Source organism: Myxococcus sp. CA040A (assembly GCF_013336725.1).
In the GTDB taxonomy this organism is placed as follows: domain Bacteria; phylum Myxococcota; class Myxococcia; order Myxococcales; family Myxococcaceae; genus Myxococcus; species Myxococcus llanfairpwllgwyngyllgogerychwyrndrobwllllantysiliogogogochensis.
Genome location: NZ_JABUMR010000002.1, coordinates 1,217,569 through 1,239,229 on the forward strand (window position 1 = coordinate 1,217,569; position 21,661 = coordinate 1,239,229).

Annotated in this window: 16 protein-coding genes; 5 read left to right on the forward strand and 11 right to left on the reverse strand. The window is 69.9% G+C overall.

Annotated elements, in window-relative coordinates; genetic code table 11:
- Positions 1–16: 16 nt before the first annotated feature.
- On the forward strand, positions 17–886 hold the full coding sequence (locus tag HUA75_RS11525) for an SDR family oxidoreductase (protein ID WP_141645161.1): 870 nt from the start codon (positions 17–19) through the stop codon (positions 884–886).
- 9 nt (positions 887–895) lie between these two features.
- Here the strand turns inward: HUA75_RS11525 and HUA75_RS11530 are convergent, their stop codons facing one another.
- From HUA75_RS11530 to truD, 7 genes are all read right to left on the reverse strand, one after another.
- Positions 896–1,690: a serine protease gene (locus HUA75_RS11530; RefSeq protein ID WP_174486379.1), complete on the reverse strand. Its 795-nt coding sequence runs from the start codon at positions 1,688–1,690 to the stop codon at positions 896–898.
- A gap of 354 nt (positions 1,691–2,044) precedes the next feature.
- The gene (locus tag HUA75_RS11535) at positions 2,045–3,532 is read right to left on the reverse strand and encodes an FAD-dependent oxidoreductase (RefSeq protein WP_141645163.1); all 1,488 of its coding nucleotides are present in this window, start codon (positions 3,530–3,532) and stop codon (positions 2,045–2,047) included.
- Positions 3,529–4,875 (reverse strand): 2Fe-2S iron-sulfur cluster-binding protein, encoded by a 1,347-nt coding sequence (locus HUA75_RS11540; protein WP_174486380.1) that lies wholly within the window; start codon positions 4,873–4,875, stop codon positions 3,529–3,531. Before HUA75_RS11540 ends, HUA75_RS11535 begins: the two co-directional genes overlap by 4 nt.
- A 256-nt stretch (positions 4,876–5,131) precedes the next feature.
- A complete protein-coding gene (locus HUA75_RS11545; RefSeq protein WP_174486381.1) occupies positions 5,132–6,640 on the reverse strand; it encodes a polymer-forming cytoskeletal protein in 1,509 nt (502 codons plus the stop codon).
- Between the two features lie 7 nt (positions 6,641–6,647).
- The gene (locus HUA75_RS11550; protein WP_141646236.1) at positions 6,648–7,151 is read right to left on the reverse strand and encodes a hypothetical protein; all 504 of its coding nucleotides are present in this window, start codon (positions 7,149–7,151) and stop codon (positions 6,648–6,650) included.
- Complete coding sequence (locus HUA75_RS11555; protein WP_174459296.1) at positions 7,148–7,717, reverse strand: RNA polymerase sigma factor; 570 nt, start codon at positions 7,715–7,717, stop codon at positions 7,148–7,150. Before HUA75_RS11555 ends, HUA75_RS11550 begins: the two co-directional genes overlap by 4 nt.
- A 122-nt stretch (positions 7,718–7,839) precedes the next feature.
- Complete coding sequence (gene truD, locus HUA75_RS11560) at positions 7,840–9,705, reverse strand: tRNA pseudouridine(13) synthase TruD (RefSeq protein ID WP_174486382.1); 1,866 nt, start codon at positions 9,703–9,705, stop codon at positions 7,840–7,842.
- Positions 9,706–9,913: 208 nt separating this feature from the next.
- On the opposite strand from truD, the gene HUA75_RS11565 reads away from it, so the two are divergent.
- The 3 genes from HUA75_RS11565 (at position 9,914) to HUA75_RS11575 (ending at position 15,170) form a co-directional block, all read left to right on the forward strand.
- Positions 9,914–11,575 carry an adenylate/guanylate cyclase domain-containing protein gene (locus tag HUA75_RS11565; protein ID WP_141646233.1) on the forward strand — a complete coding sequence of 554 codons (1,662 nt, stop codon included), beginning with the start codon at positions 9,914–9,916 and terminating at the stop codon, positions 11,573–11,575.
- Positions 11,572–13,989: a serine/threonine-protein kinase gene (locus tag HUA75_RS11570; RefSeq protein ID WP_174486383.1), complete on the forward strand. Its 2,418-nt coding sequence runs from the start codon at positions 11,572–11,574 to the stop codon at positions 13,987–13,989. The genes HUA75_RS11565 and HUA75_RS11570 overlap by 4 nt, the downstream gene beginning before the upstream one ends.
- Positions 13,990–14,219: 230 nt before the next feature.
- Positions 14,220–15,170, forward strand: coding sequence for a hypothetical protein (locus HUA75_RS11575; protein ID WP_174486384.1), 951 nt, complete (start codon positions 14,220–14,222; stop codon positions 15,168–15,170).
- Positions 15,171–15,176: 6 nt separating this feature from the next.
- Here HUA75_RS11575 and HUA75_RS11580 read toward each other — a convergent pair whose 3' ends face one another.
- The 3 genes from HUA75_RS11580 to HUA75_RS11590 all read right to left on the reverse strand — a co-directional run bounded on the left by HUA75_RS11580 (position 15,177) and on the right by HUA75_RS11590 (position 20,096).
- A complete protein-coding gene (locus HUA75_RS11580; RefSeq protein WP_174486385.1) occupies positions 15,177–17,504 on the reverse strand; it encodes a hypothetical protein in 2,328 nt (775 codons plus the stop codon).
- Between the two features lie 147 nt (positions 17,505–17,651).
- A complete protein-coding gene (locus HUA75_RS11585) occupies positions 17,652–19,247 on the reverse strand; it encodes a sigma 54-interacting transcriptional regulator (protein ID WP_174486386.1) in 1,596 nt (531 codons plus the stop codon).
- Positions 19,248–19,262: 15 nt separating this feature from the next.
- The gene (locus HUA75_RS11590) at positions 19,263–20,096 is read right to left on the reverse strand and encodes an MBL fold metallo-hydrolase (RefSeq protein WP_141646228.1); all 834 of its coding nucleotides are present in this window, start codon (positions 20,094–20,096) and stop codon (positions 19,263–19,265) included.
- 266 nt (positions 20,097–20,362) lie between these two features.
- Between HUA75_RS11590 and HUA75_RS11595 the strand changes: the two genes are divergently transcribed.
- Entirely contained in the window at positions 20,363–21,127 is a 765-nt protein-coding gene (locus HUA75_RS11595) for a ParA family protein (RefSeq protein ID WP_174459284.1), read from the forward strand.
- Between the two features lie 57 nt (positions 21,128–21,184).
- On the opposite strand, the gene rnk is transcribed toward HUA75_RS11595, so the two are convergent.
- Positions 21,185–21,601 (reverse strand): nucleoside diphosphate kinase regulator, encoded by a 417-nt coding sequence (gene rnk, locus HUA75_RS11600; protein WP_141646227.1) that lies wholly within the window; start codon positions 21,599–21,601, stop codon positions 21,185–21,187.
- Positions 21,602–21,661: the final 60 nt, after the last annotated feature.

Sequence of the window (21,661 nt, forward strand, 5' to 3'; positions counted from 1 at the left end):
GAGGTGCCTCTCTCCCATGCGTCCTCCCATTGACCAGGGCACGGTCCTCATCACCGGAGCGTCCGAGGGCATCGGCCGGGAGCTTGCCCGGCTGCTGTCGCGGCGCGTTCGCACGTTGGTCCTCGTGGACCGAGACGTGGCGCGGCTGAAGCCGTTGCGCGAGGAGCTGCTGTCCCTCTATCCCACCCTGGGCGTGCTGCTCGAGCAGTGCGACGTCTGCGAGTCGCGCGACATCGACGCGCTCGTCGCCTCGCTGGAGTCGCACTTCGTCCGGGTGGATGTGCTGGTGAACACCGCCGCCCTGGGGCGCCAGGGCTTGTACGCCGAAGCGCGCTGGGGAGGGCTCGAGGAGCTGCTGCGCGCGAATGTCTGGGTGCCCGCGCTGCTGACCCACCGGCTGCTCGCCCCCATGCTGGAGCGGGGGAGGGGCGGGGTGCTGAACATCGGCTCGGGCGCAGCCCAGCTCTTCCTGCCCGGCTCGACGATGTTCGCCGCCACGCAGCGCTTCCTCGACGGCTTCACGGAGTCGCTGCGGTTGGAGGTGGAGGGGCGCGGCGTGGTCATCACCCGCGTGGCGCCGGGTCCGCTGGGAGACGCGGGCTCCCAGGCGGTGGGCGCGGGCGTGGCGCCCTTCTTCCAGATTTCGCTGGAGCACTGCGCGCGCGTCGCCCTGGCGGCCTTCGAGCGGGGTGAGGCCCTGGTGTATCCAGGCTGGGGCCACCGGTGGGTGATGCGGTTGTTGCCCCTGCTGCCGCGCATGGTGAAGCGGGGCCTGGGACGGCTGGCGCTGCGAGGCGTGCGGCGGGAGGCCCTGACCGCGCCCGAGGCGCTGCCGGTGGGGCTCGCGTCACCGGTGCTGCTGGCGCGCGAGCCCACTCCGGCATGACGTGACGGACTAGAGGCCGATCTCCGTCAGGCGCGCCTTCACGCGGGTGGCCTTCACGCCGGTGTTGGCCGTGCCGCGGCCGGACGAGTTGCCGCCCAGTCCGATGTGGTGCAGGCCGACCACCTGGTGCGTGGAGGACGAGAACACCGGCGAGCCCGAGGAGCCGCCCAGCGTGTCCGCGTCATAGGACAGGTCCGTGGTGGAGTAGTTCGCGTTCTTCACCACGCCCGGCGAGGACTTCTTCGTCGGGGCGCAGCCGGACGTCGTGTAGTAGTCGCAGTTCTGGTGCACGACGTAGACGCTCGCGTTGGTGGCGGCGTTGGTGGTGGACACCGTCAGCCAGCCGTACACGTTGCCGGGCAGCTGGCCGTTCGTGGCCGAGCAGCGCACCGCCGTCATGTCATCACCGGACCACGTCTTGATGAACGTGGCGCAGTTGTACCAGACGCGATCCGCCGAGGCGACGCCGTCCTCGTAGTTGAAGGACACGCGCGCGCCCACGGCCTGGGACGCGCTGCCGATGCAGTGGTTGTTGGTGATGATGACGTCGGCGGAGACGAGCCACGCCGTGCAGCGGCTGCCCACCGCGGGGATGGACAGGTAGCCCACCGCCCTGGAGCGCGTGCGCTGCGTGCCCGTCAGCGTGGTGGCGCCCACCCAGTTCACCGAGCCGACGATGACCGTGGACTCCTGGGACTGGAGCGGCTCGTTCGCCTCCACATCGGGAACGTCGGGAGCCTGCTCGGTACCGCATGCCGACAGGGCACCCACCAGGAACAACGCACGCATGCTCTTCGCGATCATCGGGGGACTCCTCCACCACGCGCGGGATTGCGCGCCGCGTGGGCCCTGGCACACCCCGTGCCACCGTCATCAACGGGACACGCTCACTCGGGAGTCACTCACTCGCGCGCGCCCAGGTGGTGCGCGCGTGCTCCGGTTTGACGAGAGGCCATGTAAAGGCCCTTCGCGCCCCTCGGGACAAACCTCAGTGATTATCGTGATTTACTTGTTTTTCTGGGAGTGTCGTTTTTGTGGGCAGTCGCGGGGCTCGGTGTCCCGTGCCAGGACAGCGACGGAAAAATCCACGGGCCGCGCTCCGCTCCACGCAGGAGGGGACGCGGCCCGTCGACGACGCGAGGCGGAGGACTGGGGCGCTCAGCCGATGATCATGTCTTCTCGCTCCAGGCTGCCTTCGGCGAAGCGGCGCAGGTTGAAGCGGGTGAAGAGCTCGTCGGACTCACCGGTGACCATCCACTTCGCCATCCGCTCGGCGACGGCGGGGGCCATCATGAAGCCGTGGCCGACGAAGCCGGACATCTGGAGGAGGTTGTCCAGGCCGGGGGTGCGGCCGAGGATGGGGTTGTTGTCCGGCGTCACGTCGTAGCAGCCGGCCCACTGGCGCAGCACCTTGACGTGGCCCACGTGGGGCATCTGCTCCATCAGCGCGCGGGCGAAGCGGGACACGAAGCGCAGGGTGCTGCCCATGTTGAGCCCCGCAGGCTCCTTCGGGTCTCCCATGCCGCCCACGATTTCGCCGCGCATGGACTGGCTGAAGTACAGGCCCGAGTCGAGCACGGACACCAGCGGCCCCAGGAAGGGCTTGAGGGGCTCGGTGCTGAGGATTTCGTGACGGTGCGGCTCGTTGGGGAGCTGCACGTCGACGAGCTTCGCGACCTCCGGGCTCCACGCGCCCGACGCGAGGACGACGGTGTCACAGGCGATGTCACCCCGGTCCGTCTTCACCTTGCGCACCTGGCCGCCGCTGACCTCGAAGCCGGTGACGTCCGTGTACGTCTCCACGCGGACGCCCTTCTTCTTGCAGCCCTGCGCGTAGCCCCACAGGAAGGGCCAGGGGAAGATGACGCCGTCCTCGGGATTGAAGGAGGCCGCCACGCAGCCCTTCATCGTCAGGCCGGGGACGATGTCGCGCGCCGCGTCCGGGGTGACCAGCCGCGTGGGCACACCGTAGCGGTTGTGCAGCGTGACGTTGCGCTCCAGCCGCTTGGCCACCGCGTCCGTCCGGGCCAGGAACAGGTAGCCGCCCTGGCGCAGCCAGACGTTGATGCCCAGATCCCGGGCGAAGCCCTTCATCAGGTCGATGGAGCGCTTGGCCAACTCCACCAGCGCCGGAGTGCCCCACTGCATGCGCACGCCGCCGCCGTTGCGTCCGGACGCGCCCGCGCACAGGTAGCCGCGCTCCAGCACGACGACGTCCGTCTCACCCTCGCGCGCCAGGTTGTACGCGAGCGCGAGCCCCATGATGCCGCCGCCGATGATGACCACCTTGGCCTTGGCGGGCAGGGGCCCCTCGGGCCGCAGCGCGCTGGCGAACGCGTCCACGTCCTGGGGCAGGCCGCCCACGGGAGGTTGGGACTCGTCCACCGGAGCGGAAGCCAAGAGGCGCAGCTCGGTGGGGAACAGGGGAGGGCGCGGCGTGAAGGGCACCACCGCGTCGGGCTTGAGGGCCTTCTCCTTCTCCAGCAGCGCGGCCACCGCCGACAGGCAGCTCTTGCCCTGGCAGATGCCGGTACCAAAGCCGGTGTAGCGCTTCACCGACTCCACATCGCAATAGCCGCGCGAGACAGCGTGCCGCACGTCATCCGCGGTGACGTCCTCGCACGAGCAGATCATCGACTTGCTCATGACAGTCCTCCCACCAGCGTCTGCGCCGCGCGGCGTCCCGCGGCAGCGGCGTCCTTCGCACTGCCTCCACCGGTGAGGTCGCCCGCCGCGAAGATGTCCGGGGCCTCGGTGCGTCCATCCGCGTCCGCCTCCACCCGGAACAGCCCGCGTCCGGCGTCGAACGACACCTTCGCGCCGCCCTGTCGCGCCAGCTCGAAGCTGGGGCTTACGGGCACGGACACCAGCACCGCGTCACAGTGCACCTTGCGCCTGCTGCCATCGCGAGGCGTGAAGCTGAACGCGCTCACGGAGCGCATGCCGTGGGCCTTGGGCTCGGAGCCTTCCACCGCCAGCGCGTGGGCCCCCGAGGGCGGCGGGCCCTTCAGGTCCACCACCGCGGAGAGCTTCACACCGCGCTCTTCCAGGAGCCTGGCCAGGCCGTACAGCTCGTCGCCCCAGCCCACCAGCGCGGCGACCTTGGGCGCCACGTCGTGCCGGCGCAGCAACAGACTGGCCGCGCGCCCCGCGTAGACGCCGGGCAGGTCGTTGTTCTCGAAAGGCACCATGGGCGGGTGGCCGCCGGGCGTCAGCAGGAAGCGCTCCGCGTAGACCTTCAGGAGCCGCGTGCCCGTGGGCTCCCAGACGCCCACCGCGAGGAAGCGCCCCGCCTCGTCGTCATACAGGCCCAGCACGGTGGCGCGCGTGGTGAGGCTTGCCGGCGCGAGCGTGGCCACGTCCGTGATTTCGGGCGCGTCCTGCTCGGGCGCCCCGTGCGCGAGCCGTCCACCCACGTGGTCTTCGCGCTCGAAGAGAAGGAAGGGGACGCCGCGCTCGGTCAGCTCCCGAGCGGCGGCGAGGCCCGCGGCGCCAGCGCCCACCACGGCCACGCGGGTGCGCACCGTGCGCGACTCGGGCGGCGTGGGGGCGGCCTCCTTGGGCAACAGGCCCAGGCCGGCGAGCTGGCGGGCGACCTTGGCCATCACCTGCTCGGCGACGGGCACGCCGGCGAACATCTCGTGGTGGTCCAGGCCCTTGGGAAAGAACCAGTCGATGGTCTCGAACACGTCCACCTTCGCGGAGGGGTACGCGTTCTGCCGCTCCAGCTTCATGCCCTCCCTGGCGGGCGTGCGGCACGTGTAGACGTTGGGCAGGCCATCCACGCGCATCAGGCAGTGCGAGCACGCGGCGGCGAAGCAGTAGGGCCCGCGAGGGCGGTGGTACTTCACGGAGCGGGCAAGCATGGGCTCGCCGGCGGCGACCAGGGAGCACGCCACCGGCTCGCCTTCGATGGCGGGGATGCTCTCGCCCTCGAGGTCCACGGTGATGGCCCTGCCGCGCAACGAGGCGTCTGGGAGGCGTCGCATGGGTGCCGCGCAAAATGGCGTACCCGGACCGGGTGGTCAAAGCCTGTCGAGGCATGACGCACCCCGGTCATGGGGGCCATCCGACAGTCGCGGTGATGGCGCGATGGAACTTCTCTAAGACTGCCGCTGAAACGACACCGGGGACCGTCACGGGCCGTCTGGGCTCGTGGCGATCCCCGGTGGGTGTCTCTCGGGAGAGCGGACGGTGCGCTGTCCGCCTCCTTTGACGCGCCGGGCAATCCCCGGCGGCGGTGCGTTAGACCGGCTGCTCGGTGTGCGGGTGGATGGGCTCCGGCATCCCACTGCCACGCGGCCGGTAGCCGAAGCGGGTGCGGATGACCGCGCCCAGGGCGACCAGGACGACCAGGGTGGAGACGATGGCCCCGAGCACCGGGATGGCGCCCACCACCATCAACACCAACAAGCCCAGCGCCAGCACCACCGCCTGCGTCTTGCGACCGCGCATCACCGGCAGCCGCGTGCCCAGCTCGCTCGCCACCGCCGCGAAGCCGAGCGCCGCGGCCAGCGGGGCCGCCATCCACAGCACCAGCGCGGCGGGGATTCCGATGATGGTGATGGCCAGCACCACCGTGAGGGGAATCATCGCCACGACTCCGAAGAGGCCGGTGAGTCCGCTCTGCACCGGACGGGCGCGAATCTCGTCACCCACCTGCTTCATCCGCGCCGGGAAGAACATCTGTCCCAGGAAGCCCAGTCCGAAGAGCACCGCGAAGGTCAGGATGAAGGTGGCCAGCCCGCCCTCGTTGTTGTTGTCGTCGTCCGAGTCTCGCTCCTCGTGCTCGTGGCGCGGGTTGCGCGACTCCTTGAGGCCTTCCTTGAGCTCGCCGGCGACGATGCGGCCGATGTTCGCGCCGCCGAAGGTGTTGATGCTGCCCTCCACGTCCGCGCCGTCCTCGCGCTCCACGTTGCCGCCGAAGGAGGACACGTCGCCTTCCACCTTGGCGCCGGGCTTGAGGACGACGTTGCCGCCGAAGGCGTGCGCGTCTCCCTCCACGTGGCCGTGGATGACCAGGTTGCCGCCGAAGGCGACCGCGTCGTTCTCCACGTGGCCCTTCACGACGAGGTTGCCGCCGTACACCACCGCGCTCTGGACGTTCTGGGCTTCCTTCACCTCGAGCGACTGTCCGCGCGCCACGACATTGCGGCCACCGGAGCGGCGCGAGCGCTTCAGCTCGTCCCGCGTGCGGTGGATCTGCTCGCGGATCTGATCCCGCACCTCTTCCATCCCCTCCGCGTCGGAGCCGATGCCCTCCTCGGAGTGTCCCGACTCCGTGTCCGTCTCCTGAGCCAGGGGCGCCGGGGGCGCTGGAGGAGCCGCGGGCGTCGCCGCCACGGCGGGCGCGGGAGGAGCGGCGGGGGCGGGCGGAGCGGCGGGGGCAGGCAGCGCGTGGCCCTGCGCGGCGGCCTCCTTCTCATGCGGCGTCATGGGCCGCAGGGTGATGATGGAGCCGTCCTGCTCCATGCGCAGCGAGTAGGCGCGAGAGACGGTGCGCAGCGCCTGGTCAGCGGTGACGTTGCGCAGGTGCACCTCGGCCGGGACATCCAGGTCGCCGGTGACGACCAGGTTGAGGCCGCCCTTGTCGGCGATGGTCTTCAGCGCGTCGCGCAGGCTGCCGCGGAAGCTGACGTCGATGCTCCTGGCGGCCGGCGCGGACGCCGCGCTGGGGGCCGGGGCGGACTCGGCGAGCGCGAGGGGGGCGCCCATGAGCAACGCGGGGAGAAGGAATCGAGGGGAGATCTTCATGGGTCGCTCAGGCTTCCGAGGGGGTGGGGGCGCTGCCTGCGAGCCGCTTGAGGCCTGCCAGGGACGTGAGGAGGAGGAAGGCGAGGATGGCCGCCACGGCCAGACCCTCGGTGGACCACAGCGCGCGGGCGCCACTCAGCACGCCCTCGGCGAACAGCCGTCCCTCCACGAGGAAGGACGCGACGCCCGTTCCCAGCCGACCGAGCGCCTGGTCGCTCATCACCAGGTAACCCAGCCCACCGAGCAGCGAGGTCATGAGGATGGCGAGCCCGGACCACACCTCGCGACGCTGCGGCACGGGCTCGGCCGCGACCCTCGCCATGACGCTGGCGACCAGGGTGGGTGGCGGAAGGGGGTCCGCCAGTCGGTACAGGTCCTGCTCCATCAGCCGGTGTTCTTCGAGGACGGCGGAGCACGCTTCACAGTCGGCGGCGTGGTCCAGCGCGGGGCCTTCTCCTTCTTCCAGCTCCGCGAAGAGGACCTCGAGGTCGGGACAAAGGTGCGCGCTCATCGGGTGGCCTCCTCGGTGGTCATCTTCTTGCGCAGCTTCTCTCGGGCCCTGAAGAGGCGGGCCATGATGGTGCCAGGGGCGCACCCGAGGATCTGCGCGATCTCCTTCGTCGTGCGCTTCTGGACGTAGTAGAGCGCGAGGACTTCACGGTCGTCGACGGAGAGGGTGGCCATGGCGTCCTCGAGCGACTGACGCTCCTCGCGGGCGATGGCGCCTTCCTCCTGCGACGCCTCGCCGCTGGGGAGGACCTCCTTCATGGGCTCCAGCTCCTCGGTGCGCACCTTGGTGCGGCGCCGGAGCAGGTCCAGGCAGAGGTTGCGGGTGATGGCCAGCACCCACAAATCGAAGGGGCGCGCGTCGTCGTACCGGTGAAGGTTCTGGTACGCGCGCAGCAAGGCCTCCTGGGACACCTCGGCGGCCTCCGCCTCGCTCTGCAGGAGCCGGAGGGCCAGGCCGTACACCTGGCGCTGGACGCTGCGCACCAGGGACTCGAAGGCGGACGGATCTCCCCGGCGGGCCGCCTGCACGTCGGCCTTCCAGGGGAGCGGGACGGCGTCGTCAGCCATCAGCATCCCAATGGCGTGGGCGAGCGTCCCGGGGGCGTCGTCGAGGGCAAGAGCGTTCACGTCCTGGTCTACGACGTGCGCGCTCCCCCATTGCGTTCAAACGGTTCATCCCCGTTGAAGTCTTATTTCTTTCGTGATTTCGGGCGCTTGGCCGCCGTCTCGGCGCGCGCGATTTCCTTGTTCGCCTTGCGCTGGCGGGCCTTCTCGCGGAATCCGAGCGGGGCAGGGGGCGCTTCCTTGGGGGCCTTCGGGGCGTTTGCCTGGTCGGCGAGCGACCGGCCCCTGGAGGGGGACGCCGAGACGTCATCCTCGCTCGAAGCGGACCGGCTCCGGGCGGGTGCCGCCGCCCATTCAGACGGGGAGCGACGGGTCGAGGGCCCTTCATCGCGAGATGACCCACGGCGGGCGGGAGCCTCGCTCCGGGAAGAGGAGGCGCGGCGGGTCGACGAAGGCTCGTCCTCGCGAGCGGCCCCGGCTCCACGGCGGGCGGGAGCCTCGCTCCGGGAGGAGGAGGCTCGGCGGGTGGACGAAGGCTCGTCCTCGCGAGCGGCCCCGGCTCCACGGCGGGCGGGAGCCTCGCTCCGGGAGGAGGACGCACGGCGGCTGGAGGGGAACTCCGTCCGCGGGGAGCGGGCTCGCTCCTCGTCACGGGTCTGCGGGCGGCGTGAAGACGTGGCGCCAGGACGCTCCGAGCCTCGCTCACCGTCGCGGACGGGAGGACCGCGGCGGCTGGACGGCGCGCCCTCGGCTTGACTCTCCTCGATGATGCGCGCGGTGCGCTCGCGCTGGGCGCGAATGTCGTCGGCGGTCTCTTCAGTGTACGCGAAGTGGAACAGGCGCTTGACGACGAGGGTGGCGTACGCGCCCGGCGGCAGGGTGAAGGCGACGTTGACCTTGATGTCCCCGCGGTTGATCTCATCCGGCTGGGTGCGGCCGACGACGAGCTTGTGCGGGAAGGAGAGCAGGGGCCGCTCCTCGTGCTTGAAGTAGAGCAGGCGCTCGGCGTCGGGGATGCGCAGGTCCGCCAGCGTCAGCTTCTCCCGGCTCAGCACCCAGTGGACGGCCTCTTCCACCTTGGGGTCCTTGAAGGTGGTGTCGGGGGCGAGCAGGGGGAAGGTGGCCTCGCGCAGCACGCGCAGCGTGTTCGCGTCCGCGTCGCGGTGGAACAGCAGCGTGCCGGCCTGGTAGCGCATGGGGAACAGCGACTCGCGCGGCAGCATCAACTGGAGGTAGCGCCGCACGCCCTCGTTCCAGAGGAAGCTCTGGAAGGTGAAGAGCTGCATCGCCCGGTAGTCCGAGTCGATCTGCAGGAAGGCCTTCATGAAGTCCTTGGGGTGGTCCCTCAAGGAGCGCAGCACGCGGTGGTACTTCCGGGTGCCCTCGAAGGGGACGCGCGCGTCCCACTGGCCCCAATTGTCGCGCCAGAAGGCCTTCACCTTGGCGTCCTCGGTGAAATCCAGCTCCGAGGGCTTGGCCAGGAAGTTGTGCAGCGCGGCCTCGAAGTCGCCCCGGATGAGGTCCTTGGCGATGAAGCCCTGGCCGTGCTTGAGCGAGCCGAAGCGCTGGCTGTCGAAGTAGTTGACCACGCCCAGGCGGTTGACCTCGGCGGCGGCCGAGTTGAGGGGGCCCACGGACTCCGGGCCCAGCGCTCGCACCGTCACGGAGAAGCGGTTGGAGGTGATGTTGGCCGAGGACAGGGCCTTGTTCGTGCGGCCCAGGAACTTCAGGCGCAGGTCGGGCTCCTGCATGTCCACGTCGGCGCCGTCCACCGCGATGATCTGCTCGGTGCGCCCCTGCTTGTCCTTCAGACCGCAATAGCTGATGGCGCCCGGCTTCAGGCCGAACGCGTCCCGCAGGCGGGTGACGGCGTCGAACGTGGACAGCTTCTGCTTGTCCATCAGGTAGACGCGGAAACGCCCTCCATCGACTTCATCGAAGCGGTATGATTCCTTGACGCTGAAGTCTTCGGGCTTCTGTTTGATTCTCACGGGCCCCCCTTACCAGTGTGGGACCCAGGAGAGAAGCGGGGCGGAGGGGCGGCTGGGGGGTGGACTCCCCCGGGTGACGCGCCGTCCCAGGAACTGGACGCTGACCAGCCGTGCAGCCCTTCGGAGGCCCTTCGGGTCGGACAGCCGCACCAGACGTTCCCTGTGAGGGAGAGGCTCTGGTAGTGTCCGCGCCGGTGAGGATTCGCGCGTGAGCCAGGTTCCCGCCCCATTCGCTCCGAAATCCGGGCAGCTTCGCGGCCCCCGGCTGACCGGGCGCTTCGCGGACGGCACTCTGGGGGAATTTCCCCTGGGGCCGCTGACGTCGCTCGGCCGCCATCCGTCCAACACGTTGCGCCTGGTCGACCGGGAGGTCTCCAAGGAGCACGCGACGATTGAGCGGCAGGGCAAGGACTTCGTCCTGAAGGACCTGGGGTCCTCGAACGGGACGTTCGTCAACGGCAAGCGGGTGAAGGAGCTGCGGCTGAAGGACGGGGACGAGATAGCCCTGGGCTCCTCTCGCCTCATCTTCCACAGCGGCGAGCCGGCGGTGAACCACACCGCGCCCACCGCGCCGGGCGTGACGGTGGTGGCCCAGTCGGTGTCCATGCCCGCCTTCCTGGCGCAGATGGACCAGGTGCCGCAGAACTTCCGTCCGGTGGAGCTGATGACGGACGTGGAGGCGCTGCGCCGCGACTACGAGAAGCTGCGCATCGCCCACGAGTTCCACCGGCAGGTGGGCCTGCAGGGCAGCCAGACGGCCCTGTTCGAGCAGATCCTCAAGGTCGCCTTCCAGCTCCTCGCGGCGGACCACGGCGTCATCCTGAAGGTCGCCGGGGACGGGGAGTTCATCCCGGCGGCGGTGCACCACCGCACGGGCAAGCCCGTCAACGTGATGCTCTCCGACACCGTGTTGAAGCGGGTGGTGGAGACGGGCAAGGCCGTGCTGACGGCGGACGCCATCATCGACGAGCGCTTCTCCGCGGCGGAGAGCATTGTCGCGCAGGGCATCCGTTCAGCCATGGCGGTGCCGCTGATGGTGAACACGAAGATCCAGGCGGTGCTCTTCCTGGACAGCCGGCAGCAGATCAACGCCTTCTCGGAGAAGGACCTGAACATCCTCTCCGGCATCGCCTCGCAGGCGAGCATCGCGCTGGAGAACTCGGCGCTGGGCGAGCAGATCCGCGCGGAGGCGGTGACGCGCGCGGAGCTCAGTCGCTTCCTGTCCAAGGCGGTGGCGGACGCGGTGATCTCCGGCGAGACGGAGGACTTGAGGCAGAGCCGGCTGGCGGAAGTCAGCTGCCTGTTCGCGGACATCCGGGGCTTCACCACCATCTCCGAGAACGAGTCGCCCCAGGAAGTGGTGTCGATGCTGAACAGTTTCTTCTCGGCGATGGCGGACGTGGTGTTCCGCTACGAGGGGAACCTGGACAAGTTCATTGGCGACTGCGTCATGGCGGTGTGGGGTCCGCCGCTCTCGCATCCGGACGATGCGGCGCGTGCGCTGCGGGCGGCGCTGGAGATGCAGGACGCGGTGGAGGAGATCAACCGTCAGCGCGTCGCGATGGGGAAGGCGCCCATCGAGGTGGGCATCGGCATCAACACCGGTCAGGCCGTCGTGGGCTACATGGGCAGCGCGGAGCGGCATGAGTTCACTGCCATCGGGGACACGGTGAACACGGCTTCTCGACTGTGCGGCATGGCGAAGAGTGGCGAGGTGCTCGCGTCGGAGTCGACGGTCCGCAAGTCCGGGCCTGGCTTCGACGTGGAGGAGCTGAAGGCGCTGCAGGTGAAGGGCAAGGAGAAGGCCGTTCCCACGTATCGTGTCCACGGCGTGGAACACACGACCGCTGCTTCCCCGCGCCGCGCATGACGACGACCCAGGAGTGTCCCAACTGCGGGATCCAGCACGATACCCGGGTCTATGTCAGTGGACAGAAGGTGGCGTGCCGCTGCGGCATCCGCTTCGAGGTGCGGCGTCAGGACGCGAGCGGCGCTCGCGCGACGTCCCACATCACCGTTGCCCCGCACCGCGCGCAGGGGGCTCCGGAAAACACCCGCGACACCGTGGTGCCGGGGCTTGGCCCCGACGAGCGCGCCCCCCGGAGCACGACGAGCTATGCGAACGGCGGCGCCCTCCGGGACGCCTCGCTGCTGGAGGAGCGCGAGCCCCCGCGTGACGAGCCCGGCTCGGTCCATGGGCGCGTGACGCTGGTGGGCGGAACGGCGGCGAGCAGGGGCCCGCTGGCGAGTGGCATCGAGGTGCTGGGCGTGAATGCCGGCGCGGCGCCCTCGTCGAGCACGGGTGCTTCTCCGAGCGACATGGCGCTTCCCGGGGTCCCGCTTCCGGGCGCGGACGTGGTCCCTCCCCTCAATGCCAGCATCGGGCCGAGCGGTGTGGCCATGCCGTCCGCCACACCCGGCCTGGAGGTTCCCGTGGGTGCGACGGTGGTTCGCTCGTCGACGCCGACGGGCCGTGGCAACGCGGACTCCGACTTGAACGTCCACGAGGTGGACACCTTCGTGGCGGCGTCGCGGGTGGCGCTGCCGGGGTTCGAGCTGCTGGAGTTGCTCGGCCGCGGCGGCATGGGCGAGGTGTGGCTCGCGCGGCAGACGTCGCTGGGTCGCACGGTGGCGGTGAAGCTGTTGCCGCCGAAGCTGGCGAAGGACCCGGAGTTCGTGGCGCGGTTCGAGAAGGAGGCCACCGCGCTGGCCGCCCTCAACCACCCGAACATCGTGCAGATCATCGACCGGGGCGTCGCGGGCGAGCACTACTACTTCGTCATGGAGTTCGTGGAGGGGCGCTCGCTGAGAGAGGCCATCTCCGCTGGCGCGCTGTCGCCGCAGCAGAGCCTGAGGCTGATGCTCCAGGTGGCGCGCGCCGTCGAGTGCGCGCACGACAAGGACATCATCCACCGCGACCTCAAGCCGGAGAACATCCTGCTGGACGGGCGGGGCAACGTGAAGGTGGCGGACTTCGGGCTGGCGGGCATCCGTCAGTCGGAGTCCCGGTTGCAGCTCACCGCGACGGCGGTGGCCATGGGCACGCTGAACTACATGGCCCCGGAGCAGCGGCGCGACGCGAAGAACGTGGACGGTCGCGCCGACCTGTTCTCGCTGGGCGTGGTCCTCTACGAACTGCTCACCGGGGACGTGCCCCTGGGGCGCTTCAAGCTGCCGTCCCAGCGCGTGGCGGGGTTGGATTCGCGCGTGGATCTGGTGGTGGAGCGCCTGCTGGAGACGGACCCGGAAGCCCGCTACGAAAAGGCGGGGGAGTTGTGCGCGGCGCTGGAGACGATGATCTCCACCTCATCCGCGCCGGGCCTGATGACGGGCATCCAGCCGGCACGCCAACTGGCGACCGCGCGCGCCCCGACGACGAGCCAGATTACCCGTCGCCTGCGCATGGGCTGGCGCCAGGTGCGCAGCGGGCTGTCCATCGTGGGCGGGCTCGCGGTGATTGGCCTGGCGGCACGGGTGTTCATGGACGCGTCGGGCCAGAATGGTTCCGAGCGGACCTCCTCCGAGCAGGGCAGGAAGGTGCGCACGCCCACCCGGCCGTTTCCGCCGAACACGTACGGCGAGGCCTTCACCTCGTCGAGCGTGGCGTTGGCCCAGAAGCCCGGCGGGGAGACCCGGTTCGGCGTCACCTTCGAGGGCCAGGGCACCGAGGAGCTCAACCTCCACAGCGGGCGGTGGGTGATTGAGGACGGTGAGCTCAGGGCGTGGCAGGGCGGCCTGGATGCGTCGGGACGGCGGCTGGTGCCGCGCGCGTACGTGGCGCACCGGTACTTCGCGGCCGACGACTTCGACGCCCAGGTGTTGATGGACGTCAAGCCGCTCGGGGACGAGTACCCCGAGGAGCCGGACGCCCAGCACTACGGCGAGCTGTCCTTCCGCATCAAGGACCTCCAGGTGTCGGCCTTCGCCATTCCGGGCGTGGGGATGCGCCTGGCGTGGCGCTACTTCACCGAGGATGGCCACGAGGTGGTGGGCAACAGCGCGCAGGACACGGACGGGCTCGTCGAGGACGAGATGCCGCTGCCCTCGACAGGACCCTACTTCGTGCGGCTGAAGCTGAGCCCGAAGGCGGAAGGCGTCGTGCTCGCGGAGGGCTTTCTCGGCAAGCAGCGCTTCGCCCGGAAGCTGCTTCCGGGCCTGAAGAACCGCGTCGGCAAGGTGGCGGTGGGGTGCCGCAACCTGGCCTGCACCTTCGACGACCTGTCGGTGAAGGGACAGTTGAAGGAGCGTCCTCCCCGCCAGGCGGTCGCGGGCCAGGAGCAGTAGTTCCTCCAGAGCCGGCTCCGCCCCGCGCGCCGGTCTCCTGTTTCCGACACTCCACTCACATCGCGCCTCGCCTCGGGCCCTTGCGGAGCGGGCAAGTGTTCTCCTGCCGAGGGCTGTCCTCGGGGAGACGGGTTCTCGCCCTGGACGACCTTGCGCGGGCTTCGCGGGCGTCCCATTTTCTTCCGGTGTTCGGGGCCCTGGGGGCTCCGGTCGAGCTGCCGGGGGACGGGATGGAATTCTGGCGCGTCGTGTTGGCGCCCATCTATGCGGCGTTCCTGGCGGCGCTCGTCGTCGCGGCGTTCACGTTTGGACGGCGAGGCGCGCGAGCCCGCATCCCGCGACTTCCGCTGGTCTGGTTCGGAATGCTGGCCCTGGGCGCGCTCGCGCTGGTGTTGCGCCTGGGGGAAGGCGGTGGGCCGACGCTCCTGTCGGACGAGGCTGTTGGCAAGTCCCTGGCGCTCGCGCTGCTGGTGGTGGCGGCCCTCCTGGCAGTGCGTGGCACGCGGGTGCGCTCGGGCGCGGACCTGCTGCGCGGCACGGTGCCCCAATCGCTGGATGAGGCCGTGGCGACGCTGCGCTCCGGTGAGGCGTCGCGCTGGGGCGTCTACCAGGGCACGCTCGATGCCGAGGAGGTGCTCACGTCACCGGGCGGCGTTCCCTGCGCCTTCTTCGAAGCCGAACTGCGCGAGGTGGCGGCGGACGGTCGGAAGGGCGCGCTCCTGTCGCGAGAGCGGGCCTATTCGCCCGCGCTGACGTTGCGAGGCGCACAGGTCCGAGCGCGCGTGAGGTTCTCTCCCGCGTCGCTGATGGCGCCGATGCGGCCTCGTCGCTGTCGGACGCTGTCGGTGATGCCGCCCTCGTCCTGGTACGAAGAGGTGCCCGTGAGTCCTGAGGGGCGCGGGCTGTCGGGCGCGAGCGAGGCCGACGATGAGGCTCGGGCACTGTCCTGGGAGCGCGTGGGGAGCGCGGGCGACACCTGCTTCGTGGTGGGCGAGCTGCGGCGCGGCGCTCGCGAGGGCACCTACGAGCTGAGGGGCCGGCGGGGCGGGGCGGCGATGGTGGTGCTGGGCTCGGACGCCGACGTCACGAGGGGCACCCTGTCGCGCCTGGCCTGGAGGCACTTCGCGGCGGCCGGAGCGATGTCCATGGCCGCCGCGTTCATGCTGTCGCGCTCGATGTGAGCCGCGCTACGGCGTGGACGGACCCCACGCCGTGGAGAACACGAGCTGCTCCTGGCTGTCGGCGAGCCTCACGGTGAAGGTCCGCTCGATTCCGCCCAGCCCCCGAGGCGTGCTCTTCGCCAGCTCCGCCAGCACCGCGCCGGCCGTGCGCAGGTGGAAGCCCGTGTTCCACAAGCCCTCCAGGTCGCCGTGCACCGTGCGCAGCTCCTCGCCGCTGCGGCGCTCCTCGATGGAGCGGCGGAGGCGCACCAGGCCGTCCACGAAGCGGCGGCACTTGGCCAGCGTGTTGCGGTTCTTGTCCGTGACTTCGGCGAAGCTGAAGTTGCCACCGGGCGGCTGCCACGTCTTCTCGCGCAGGAGCAGGCCCGAGGCGAGCTGCTTCACCGTGGAGTCCCGCTCGATGAACCACGCGGCGATTTGCGCGGCGCGGGTGGGGGAGAGGTCTCCGGACAGGAAGCTGCCCTTGTTCATCACCTCGGTGAGGTACGACTCCCAGATGGGCGCGTAGACGAGCTTACGGAACTCCGAGGACACGCGGGCCGTCTGCTCGCTCCACGGCATGGCGCGGGCGAGGGCGCGTGAGAACAGCTTGAGGTCGAACGTCTGGAGCCGGGGCACCAGCTCGCGCAGCATGTCGTCGGACACCTTCAGCTCGACTTGCGTCTGCACGTCCGTCTTGCCCAGGTGGGCCTCGAGCTTCGCCGTGACGCTGGCCGCATCATTGGCGTCCAGCACTCCCCAGACGACGGCGTCGTCCACCGCCTGCTGCAGCTCCTGCTTCGTCAGCTTCTTCTTCTGCCCCCACAGGAGCATGTGCAGGCCGTAACGGAAGTCCGACGCGGCCGGGGCCTGGGCGAAGGACTCCATGTCCGCCCGGAAGTCCACCGCCCAGCGGTTGCGGTGGCCCATCAGCGCGTCCTCGTACGTGCGCTGTCCCAGGAACGCCTGCCGCCGCGCGCCCTGCGTGTTCTCCTGCGACACCCAGGTCTGCTTGAGCGAGCCGCGCGCCTTGAACACCTCGAAGGTGCCCAGGCTCAGCGAGAAGCCCACGGTCTGCTGGAGCGTGAAGGACGCGGTGTTGAGGTAGTTCTTCAGGGTGAACCTGCCCGCGTTCTTCGGCGCGCGCAGCCACGACATCAGGTCCACCAGGTTGCCGAGCACCAGCTGGCCGTGGAAGTTCAGCGCGGTGGCCTCGTCCAGCTCGACTTCGAGCAGCGTGGAGGACTCGGAGATGCGCAGGTATTCGTACTGGAAGGCGGCGCCGATTCGCGCCTTCACCACCTTCTCCAGCGCGCCCTCCACCTTCTGCTTCAGCTCCTCCCACTCCTGCTTCAGGTGGTCCAGGTTGACGAGCTCGGGGTCCAACCCCAGCCGCTCCAGCACGGTGCGCAGCAGCGCCAGGTCCTCCGAGGAGGCCACCTTCTGGAGGGCCTTGTCGATGAGCTCCTCGACCTTGGCCTCGGCCTGTCCCGCGAGCGCGGACAGCACTTCCTTGAGCCGGGCCTGCACGGCCTCGGGGTCCGCGAAGGCCACCTGGATGCCCAGGCCCGCGCCCTGCGTGGCCTCGTGGGACTTCGCCTTGCGCACCGCGAGCTGAAGGCGGCCCGGGCTCGGACGGGAGAAGCTGAGCTGGTAGTCGTCGGTGAGCGAGACGCGCGCGCGCACCAGCGCGACGATGGACGTCTTCAGCTCGATGAGCTCGCTGTTCCGGACGAAGGACAGGTCTCCCAGGTTGGTGGTGAAGAGGTCCGCCCAGCCCAGGTCCAGCCCCGTCTCCAGCATGCCGCGCACCCGCCACGACAGCGCGTCACCCGTCCCCAGCTTCGTCAGGTCCGTCGAATTCACCAGCAGGCGCGGCGAGGCCAGGTCTTCCTTCGCGGCCTCGCGCATGTTGCGCGCCAGCGGATGCGCGCGGTAGTCGCTGAGCGTGGCGGACAGCTCCGTCTTCCCATTGGCGGAGACGAAGGAGTAGCGGCCGGATGCCCCCGCCTTCACGAGGCCGGTGGCCTGATAACGCATCCACCCCTTGTCGCCGCCCAGGAGGAGCTGCGGACGCGGCGAGTCCGAGGGCGGGGCGTTCGCCGCTGCCGCCTCACCGACGATGCCGTTCTCGTCCACGTCGCCGGAGGAGTTGAAGTTGCGGACGGTGGCCTCGGCGCTGGCCTCGAAGGAGAGCGCGAAGTCCCCCAGGTTCAGCTTCGGCGGGAGGATGCCCTCGCGCGTGAGGCCCTCCTGCGCCAGCGTCACCCGGATGTCCTGGTCCTGGAGCTTCACGTCTGGAATCTTCTCGGCCAGCTCCGCCGGCAGGTTCGCCAGCGTCTCAATCACCTTCATGTGAAGCCCCCTCGACCTGCATGGAAGTGCCGTCCCAGCATGCTCCAGGTTATCCCGGGAGGCACGTGCTGTCGGCTTCGAGGTGGAGTCCAGGGCTGGCCCGGCTGGCTGCCTGGGCGCGAGGGGGGGAGCCCGCGGGGAGGAAGGTCACACCTCGTCGCCGAGGCCGTATTCCTTGAGCTTCCGGGCCAGGGTGTTGCGGCCAATCTCCAGCACCTTCGCCGCGGCCGTGCGGTTGCCCTTCACCGAGTCCAGGACGCGCAGGATGTGGAGGCGCTCCACCTCCGCGAGCGGCAGCAGTCCGGCCTCGGCCGATGAGGGGGTGGTCGTCGCGCGAGCGGGGTCCGCCATCGACTGGGGCGCCGTGCTGGCGGGGGGCAACCGGTCCATGTCGGGCAGGGGGAGGTGCTCCTCGAGGATTTCGCCCTCGCACAGCACCACCGCGCTCTCGATGCAGTTCTCCAGCTCGCGCACGTTGCCGGGCCAGCGGTAGCGCTTGAGTCGCTCCAGCGCGAGCGGGCTGAGTCGGGGCGGAGGCAACCGGTGACGTCGCGCCACGGCGGCGACGAAGTGCCGGGCCAGTCGCTCGATGTCCTCCGCGCCGCGCTCGCGCAGCGGAGGCAGGACGACCTCGACGACCTTGATGCGGTAGTAGAGGTCCTCGCGGAAGCGCCCCTCCGCCACCATGCGCGCGAGGTCCCGGTGCGTGGCCGCGACGATGCGCACGTCGACCTTGATGGCCTGGGTGCCGCCCACGCGCTCGAACTCGCGGTCCTGGATGACGCGCAGGAGCTTGCCCTGCACGGGGAGGGGCAATTCGCCAATCTCGTCGATGAACACCGTGCCGTTGTCCGCCGCCTCGAACTTGCCGGGCATGCGGTGGTCCGCGCCTGTGTAGGCGCCACGCTCGTGGCCGAACAGCTCGTTCTCGATGAGCGTCGCGGGCAGCGCGGCGCAGTCCACCTTGACGAAGGGCTTGTCGCGGCGCGGCCCGTTGACGTGGACAGCGCGCGCGAAGAGTTCCTTGCCACTGCCGCTCTCCCCGCGCAGCAACACTGTGGCGTCGGTGGGCGCGGCCTTGCGCACCAGCCGGTAGATGGCCTGGAGCTGCGGGGACTCGCCGATGATGCGGTTGAAGAAGTAGCCCACCGGGGCGTGCGGCTGGTCTTTCGCGCGCTGGAGCTCCTGGTACAGGCTGGTGCTCTGCAGGGCGGTGCTCACCTGCGAGGCAATCGCGTCGAGCCGCTCGGTGTCCTCCGGGGTGAAGCGATCTCCCCCGCGACGGTTGAGCACCTGGAGCACGCCGTACAGCGCGCCGTCCGCGTCGCGCAGGGGCACCGCCAGCAGACTGGTGGTGCGGTAGCCCGTCATCCGGTCGATGTCCGCGAAGAAGCGCTGCTCTCCGCGCGGGTCCGGGACGTTGATGGAATGGCCCTCCTGGGCCACGGTGCCCGCGACGCCCTGGCCCAGCTTCACGCGAATCTGCGACACCTCCGGCAGGTGCGCGGCGCGGCTGAACAGCTCCCGGCGCGCGGGGTCCAACAGCCACAAGGTTCCCCGGTCCGCCTGCATGGTGGCGGCGATGCGGTCCATCAACGTCTGGAGGAATGCATCCAGGTCCACCTCTCTGCCGACGAGCGCTCCGAAGGGGAGGAGGACCTGGGTGATGTCCGCGGCAGGGGGCATGGTGGGCAGTGGCGGGAGGATGAAGGCCGACGCGTCACCATAGCATTCGAGTGGCATCGTTCCGCCCGCCTCTCAGGCCGCGCGGCCCAGGATCAGTCGCTGCCCCTCGCGGGCCGGCTCGCACACGGGGAAGAGGGTGCGCGCCTGCTCGGCCATGTCCTCCAGCGTCTCGTCGGTGTGCGCCGGGTCATGGTGGAACAGGCACAGCCGCCGCGCGCCCACCGTCTTCGCCACGTCCGCCGCGTCCATCATCGTCGAGTGGCCCCAGCCCTTCTTCGGGATGCCCTTGCGGCCGTCGTACTCCTCGGGCGTGTACTGCGCGTCCAGGCACAACACGTCCGCGCCCTCGAACAGCCGCGCCACCTCCGGCGTCAGGTCCTCGCGGCACAGCTCCACGTCCGTGGCGTAGATGAACGAGTGCCCATCCGCCTCCACCCGGTACGCCAGGCATCCCTGCGGGTGCGGCACGTCGATGGGCGTCACCTTGAAGGGCCCCACCTCCACCGTCTTGCCGTGCAGCGCGGACAGGAAGTCCATCCGCGAGCGCATGATGCTCAGCGGCACCGGGAAGTGCGGCGGCTGCATCTGCGCCGCCAGCTCCGACTGGAGCGCCTGCGCGCCATTCGCGCCGGGGCCGTACATCGTCAGCTCCGTCGTGGGCAGGTACGCGGGCGTGAAGAAGGGGAAGCCCTGCACGTGGTCCCAGTGCAGGTGCGAGAAGAACATCGCGACCTTGTGCGGCGGGCCCTCGCGCATCATCACCTCACCCAACGCCCGGATGCCCGTGCCCGCGTCGAGGATCAACCGGTGGCCCTGGCTCGTCACCTCCACGCACGCCGTGTTGCCGCCAATGCGCGAACCCGAGACAGCGATGCTCCCCCGAACGCCGTAGAACCGGATATCCATGACGACCTCCTCATTCAATGGAGGGCCTCCGTGAGGACGCCCTGATGCCCCGTGCTTGAGCACGTGGGATGCCATGTCCAAGTGGCTGGAATTATTGACGAGAGGTCTGACGTTGCGGGGCACCGCACCATTCTGGAGCGCCCCTGGATGGTGCGGCCGTACCATTCCGGGGCATCAAGAATTACGGGGAGTTCCGATTGATGGCCGGGCTGCTGGGGGCCCTGGCGTCCATCGCCCGCGTGGGAGATCCGGTATAGGACGGAGCCATGGCGTTGATTGCGTTCTGCACCATCAAGGGTGGCGTGGGGAAGACGACGCTCTGCGCGCACGTGGCCTCCGCGCTGGCGGACATGGGCAAGCGCGTGCTGCTGTTGGACCTGGATCCCCAGGCGCACGCGTCGCTTGTGCTGGGGCTGGAGAGTCGCGAGGGGCCGTGTGTCGGGGAGGCCCTGGGCGCGCGGCCCAAGTACCGGTTGGACCAGGTGGTGGTGGCGTCACCGAAGCGGCCCACGCTCTTCATCGCGCCGGCGGCGCCTCGCATGGCGGCGATGGAGCGCGAGCTGTTCCAATGGGGACACCGGCTGCAGGCGATTCCGCGCGCATTGAAGACGCTGAGCTGGACGCCGGACGTCATCCTCGCGGACACGCCGCCGAGCATCGGCGCGTACACGGAGGCGGTGCTGGGCTTCTCCGACCTCGTCGTGGCGCCGGTGCCCACGGGGGCCTTCGCGCTCCAGGGCCTGGGCGAAATCGAAGCGGCGTGGCGCGACGTGCGTGAGCAGCAGAGCGGCGAGCTGGTGGCGGTGGTGAACCTGTGGGACCGGCGCACCACGGCGACCAACGAGGCGATGGAAGAGGCGCTGAAGGACTCGACGGTGCCGGTGCTGCGCGCGCGGATTCCGCGCTCGGAGTCCATCAATCAAGCGGGGCTGGGCTACGAGGTGGTGTTCGACACGAGCCCCGCGGCGCCGGGTGTCGAGGAGCTGCGGGCCCTGGCGCAGGAGCTGGCGAAGCGCGTGGGCCTGCGCTGACTTACGGCGTGGGCACCCGCCCCGGGAGCACGGGACGGGTGCCTTCGCGCGAATCACTCAGAGGTGGTAGTGGCCGGCGGCCTCGGGCTGGTAGGGCACGGCGACGATGCGCAGTCGCTTGGTGCGCCCGCTCGGCAGCGGCCAGGCAATGGACTGCCCCACGGACAGGCCGATGAGGGCGCTGCCGATGGGGGCCAGCACGGAGATGCGACCCTCGTCGCTCTTCGCGTCCCTCGGGTAGACGAGCGTGACCTGCCGCTGCTCGCCGGTCTGCTCATCCTCGAACAGCACGGTGCTGTTCATCGTCACGACGCTGGGAGGAACCGTCTCCGAGGACACCACCTGGGCCCGGGACAGCTCCGAATCAAGCATCTCCACGAGCTCGGCCGTACGGCCCCCTCCATGGTGGTCGATGACCTGGCGCAGACGCTCCAGGTCGGTCTCAGTCACGATGAGGGACTGCTCGCTGGTCATGTCGATGGCTCCCGTGAAAAGTAAAGAATGAGGATAGGGTCAACACCGCGCCAACGGCTG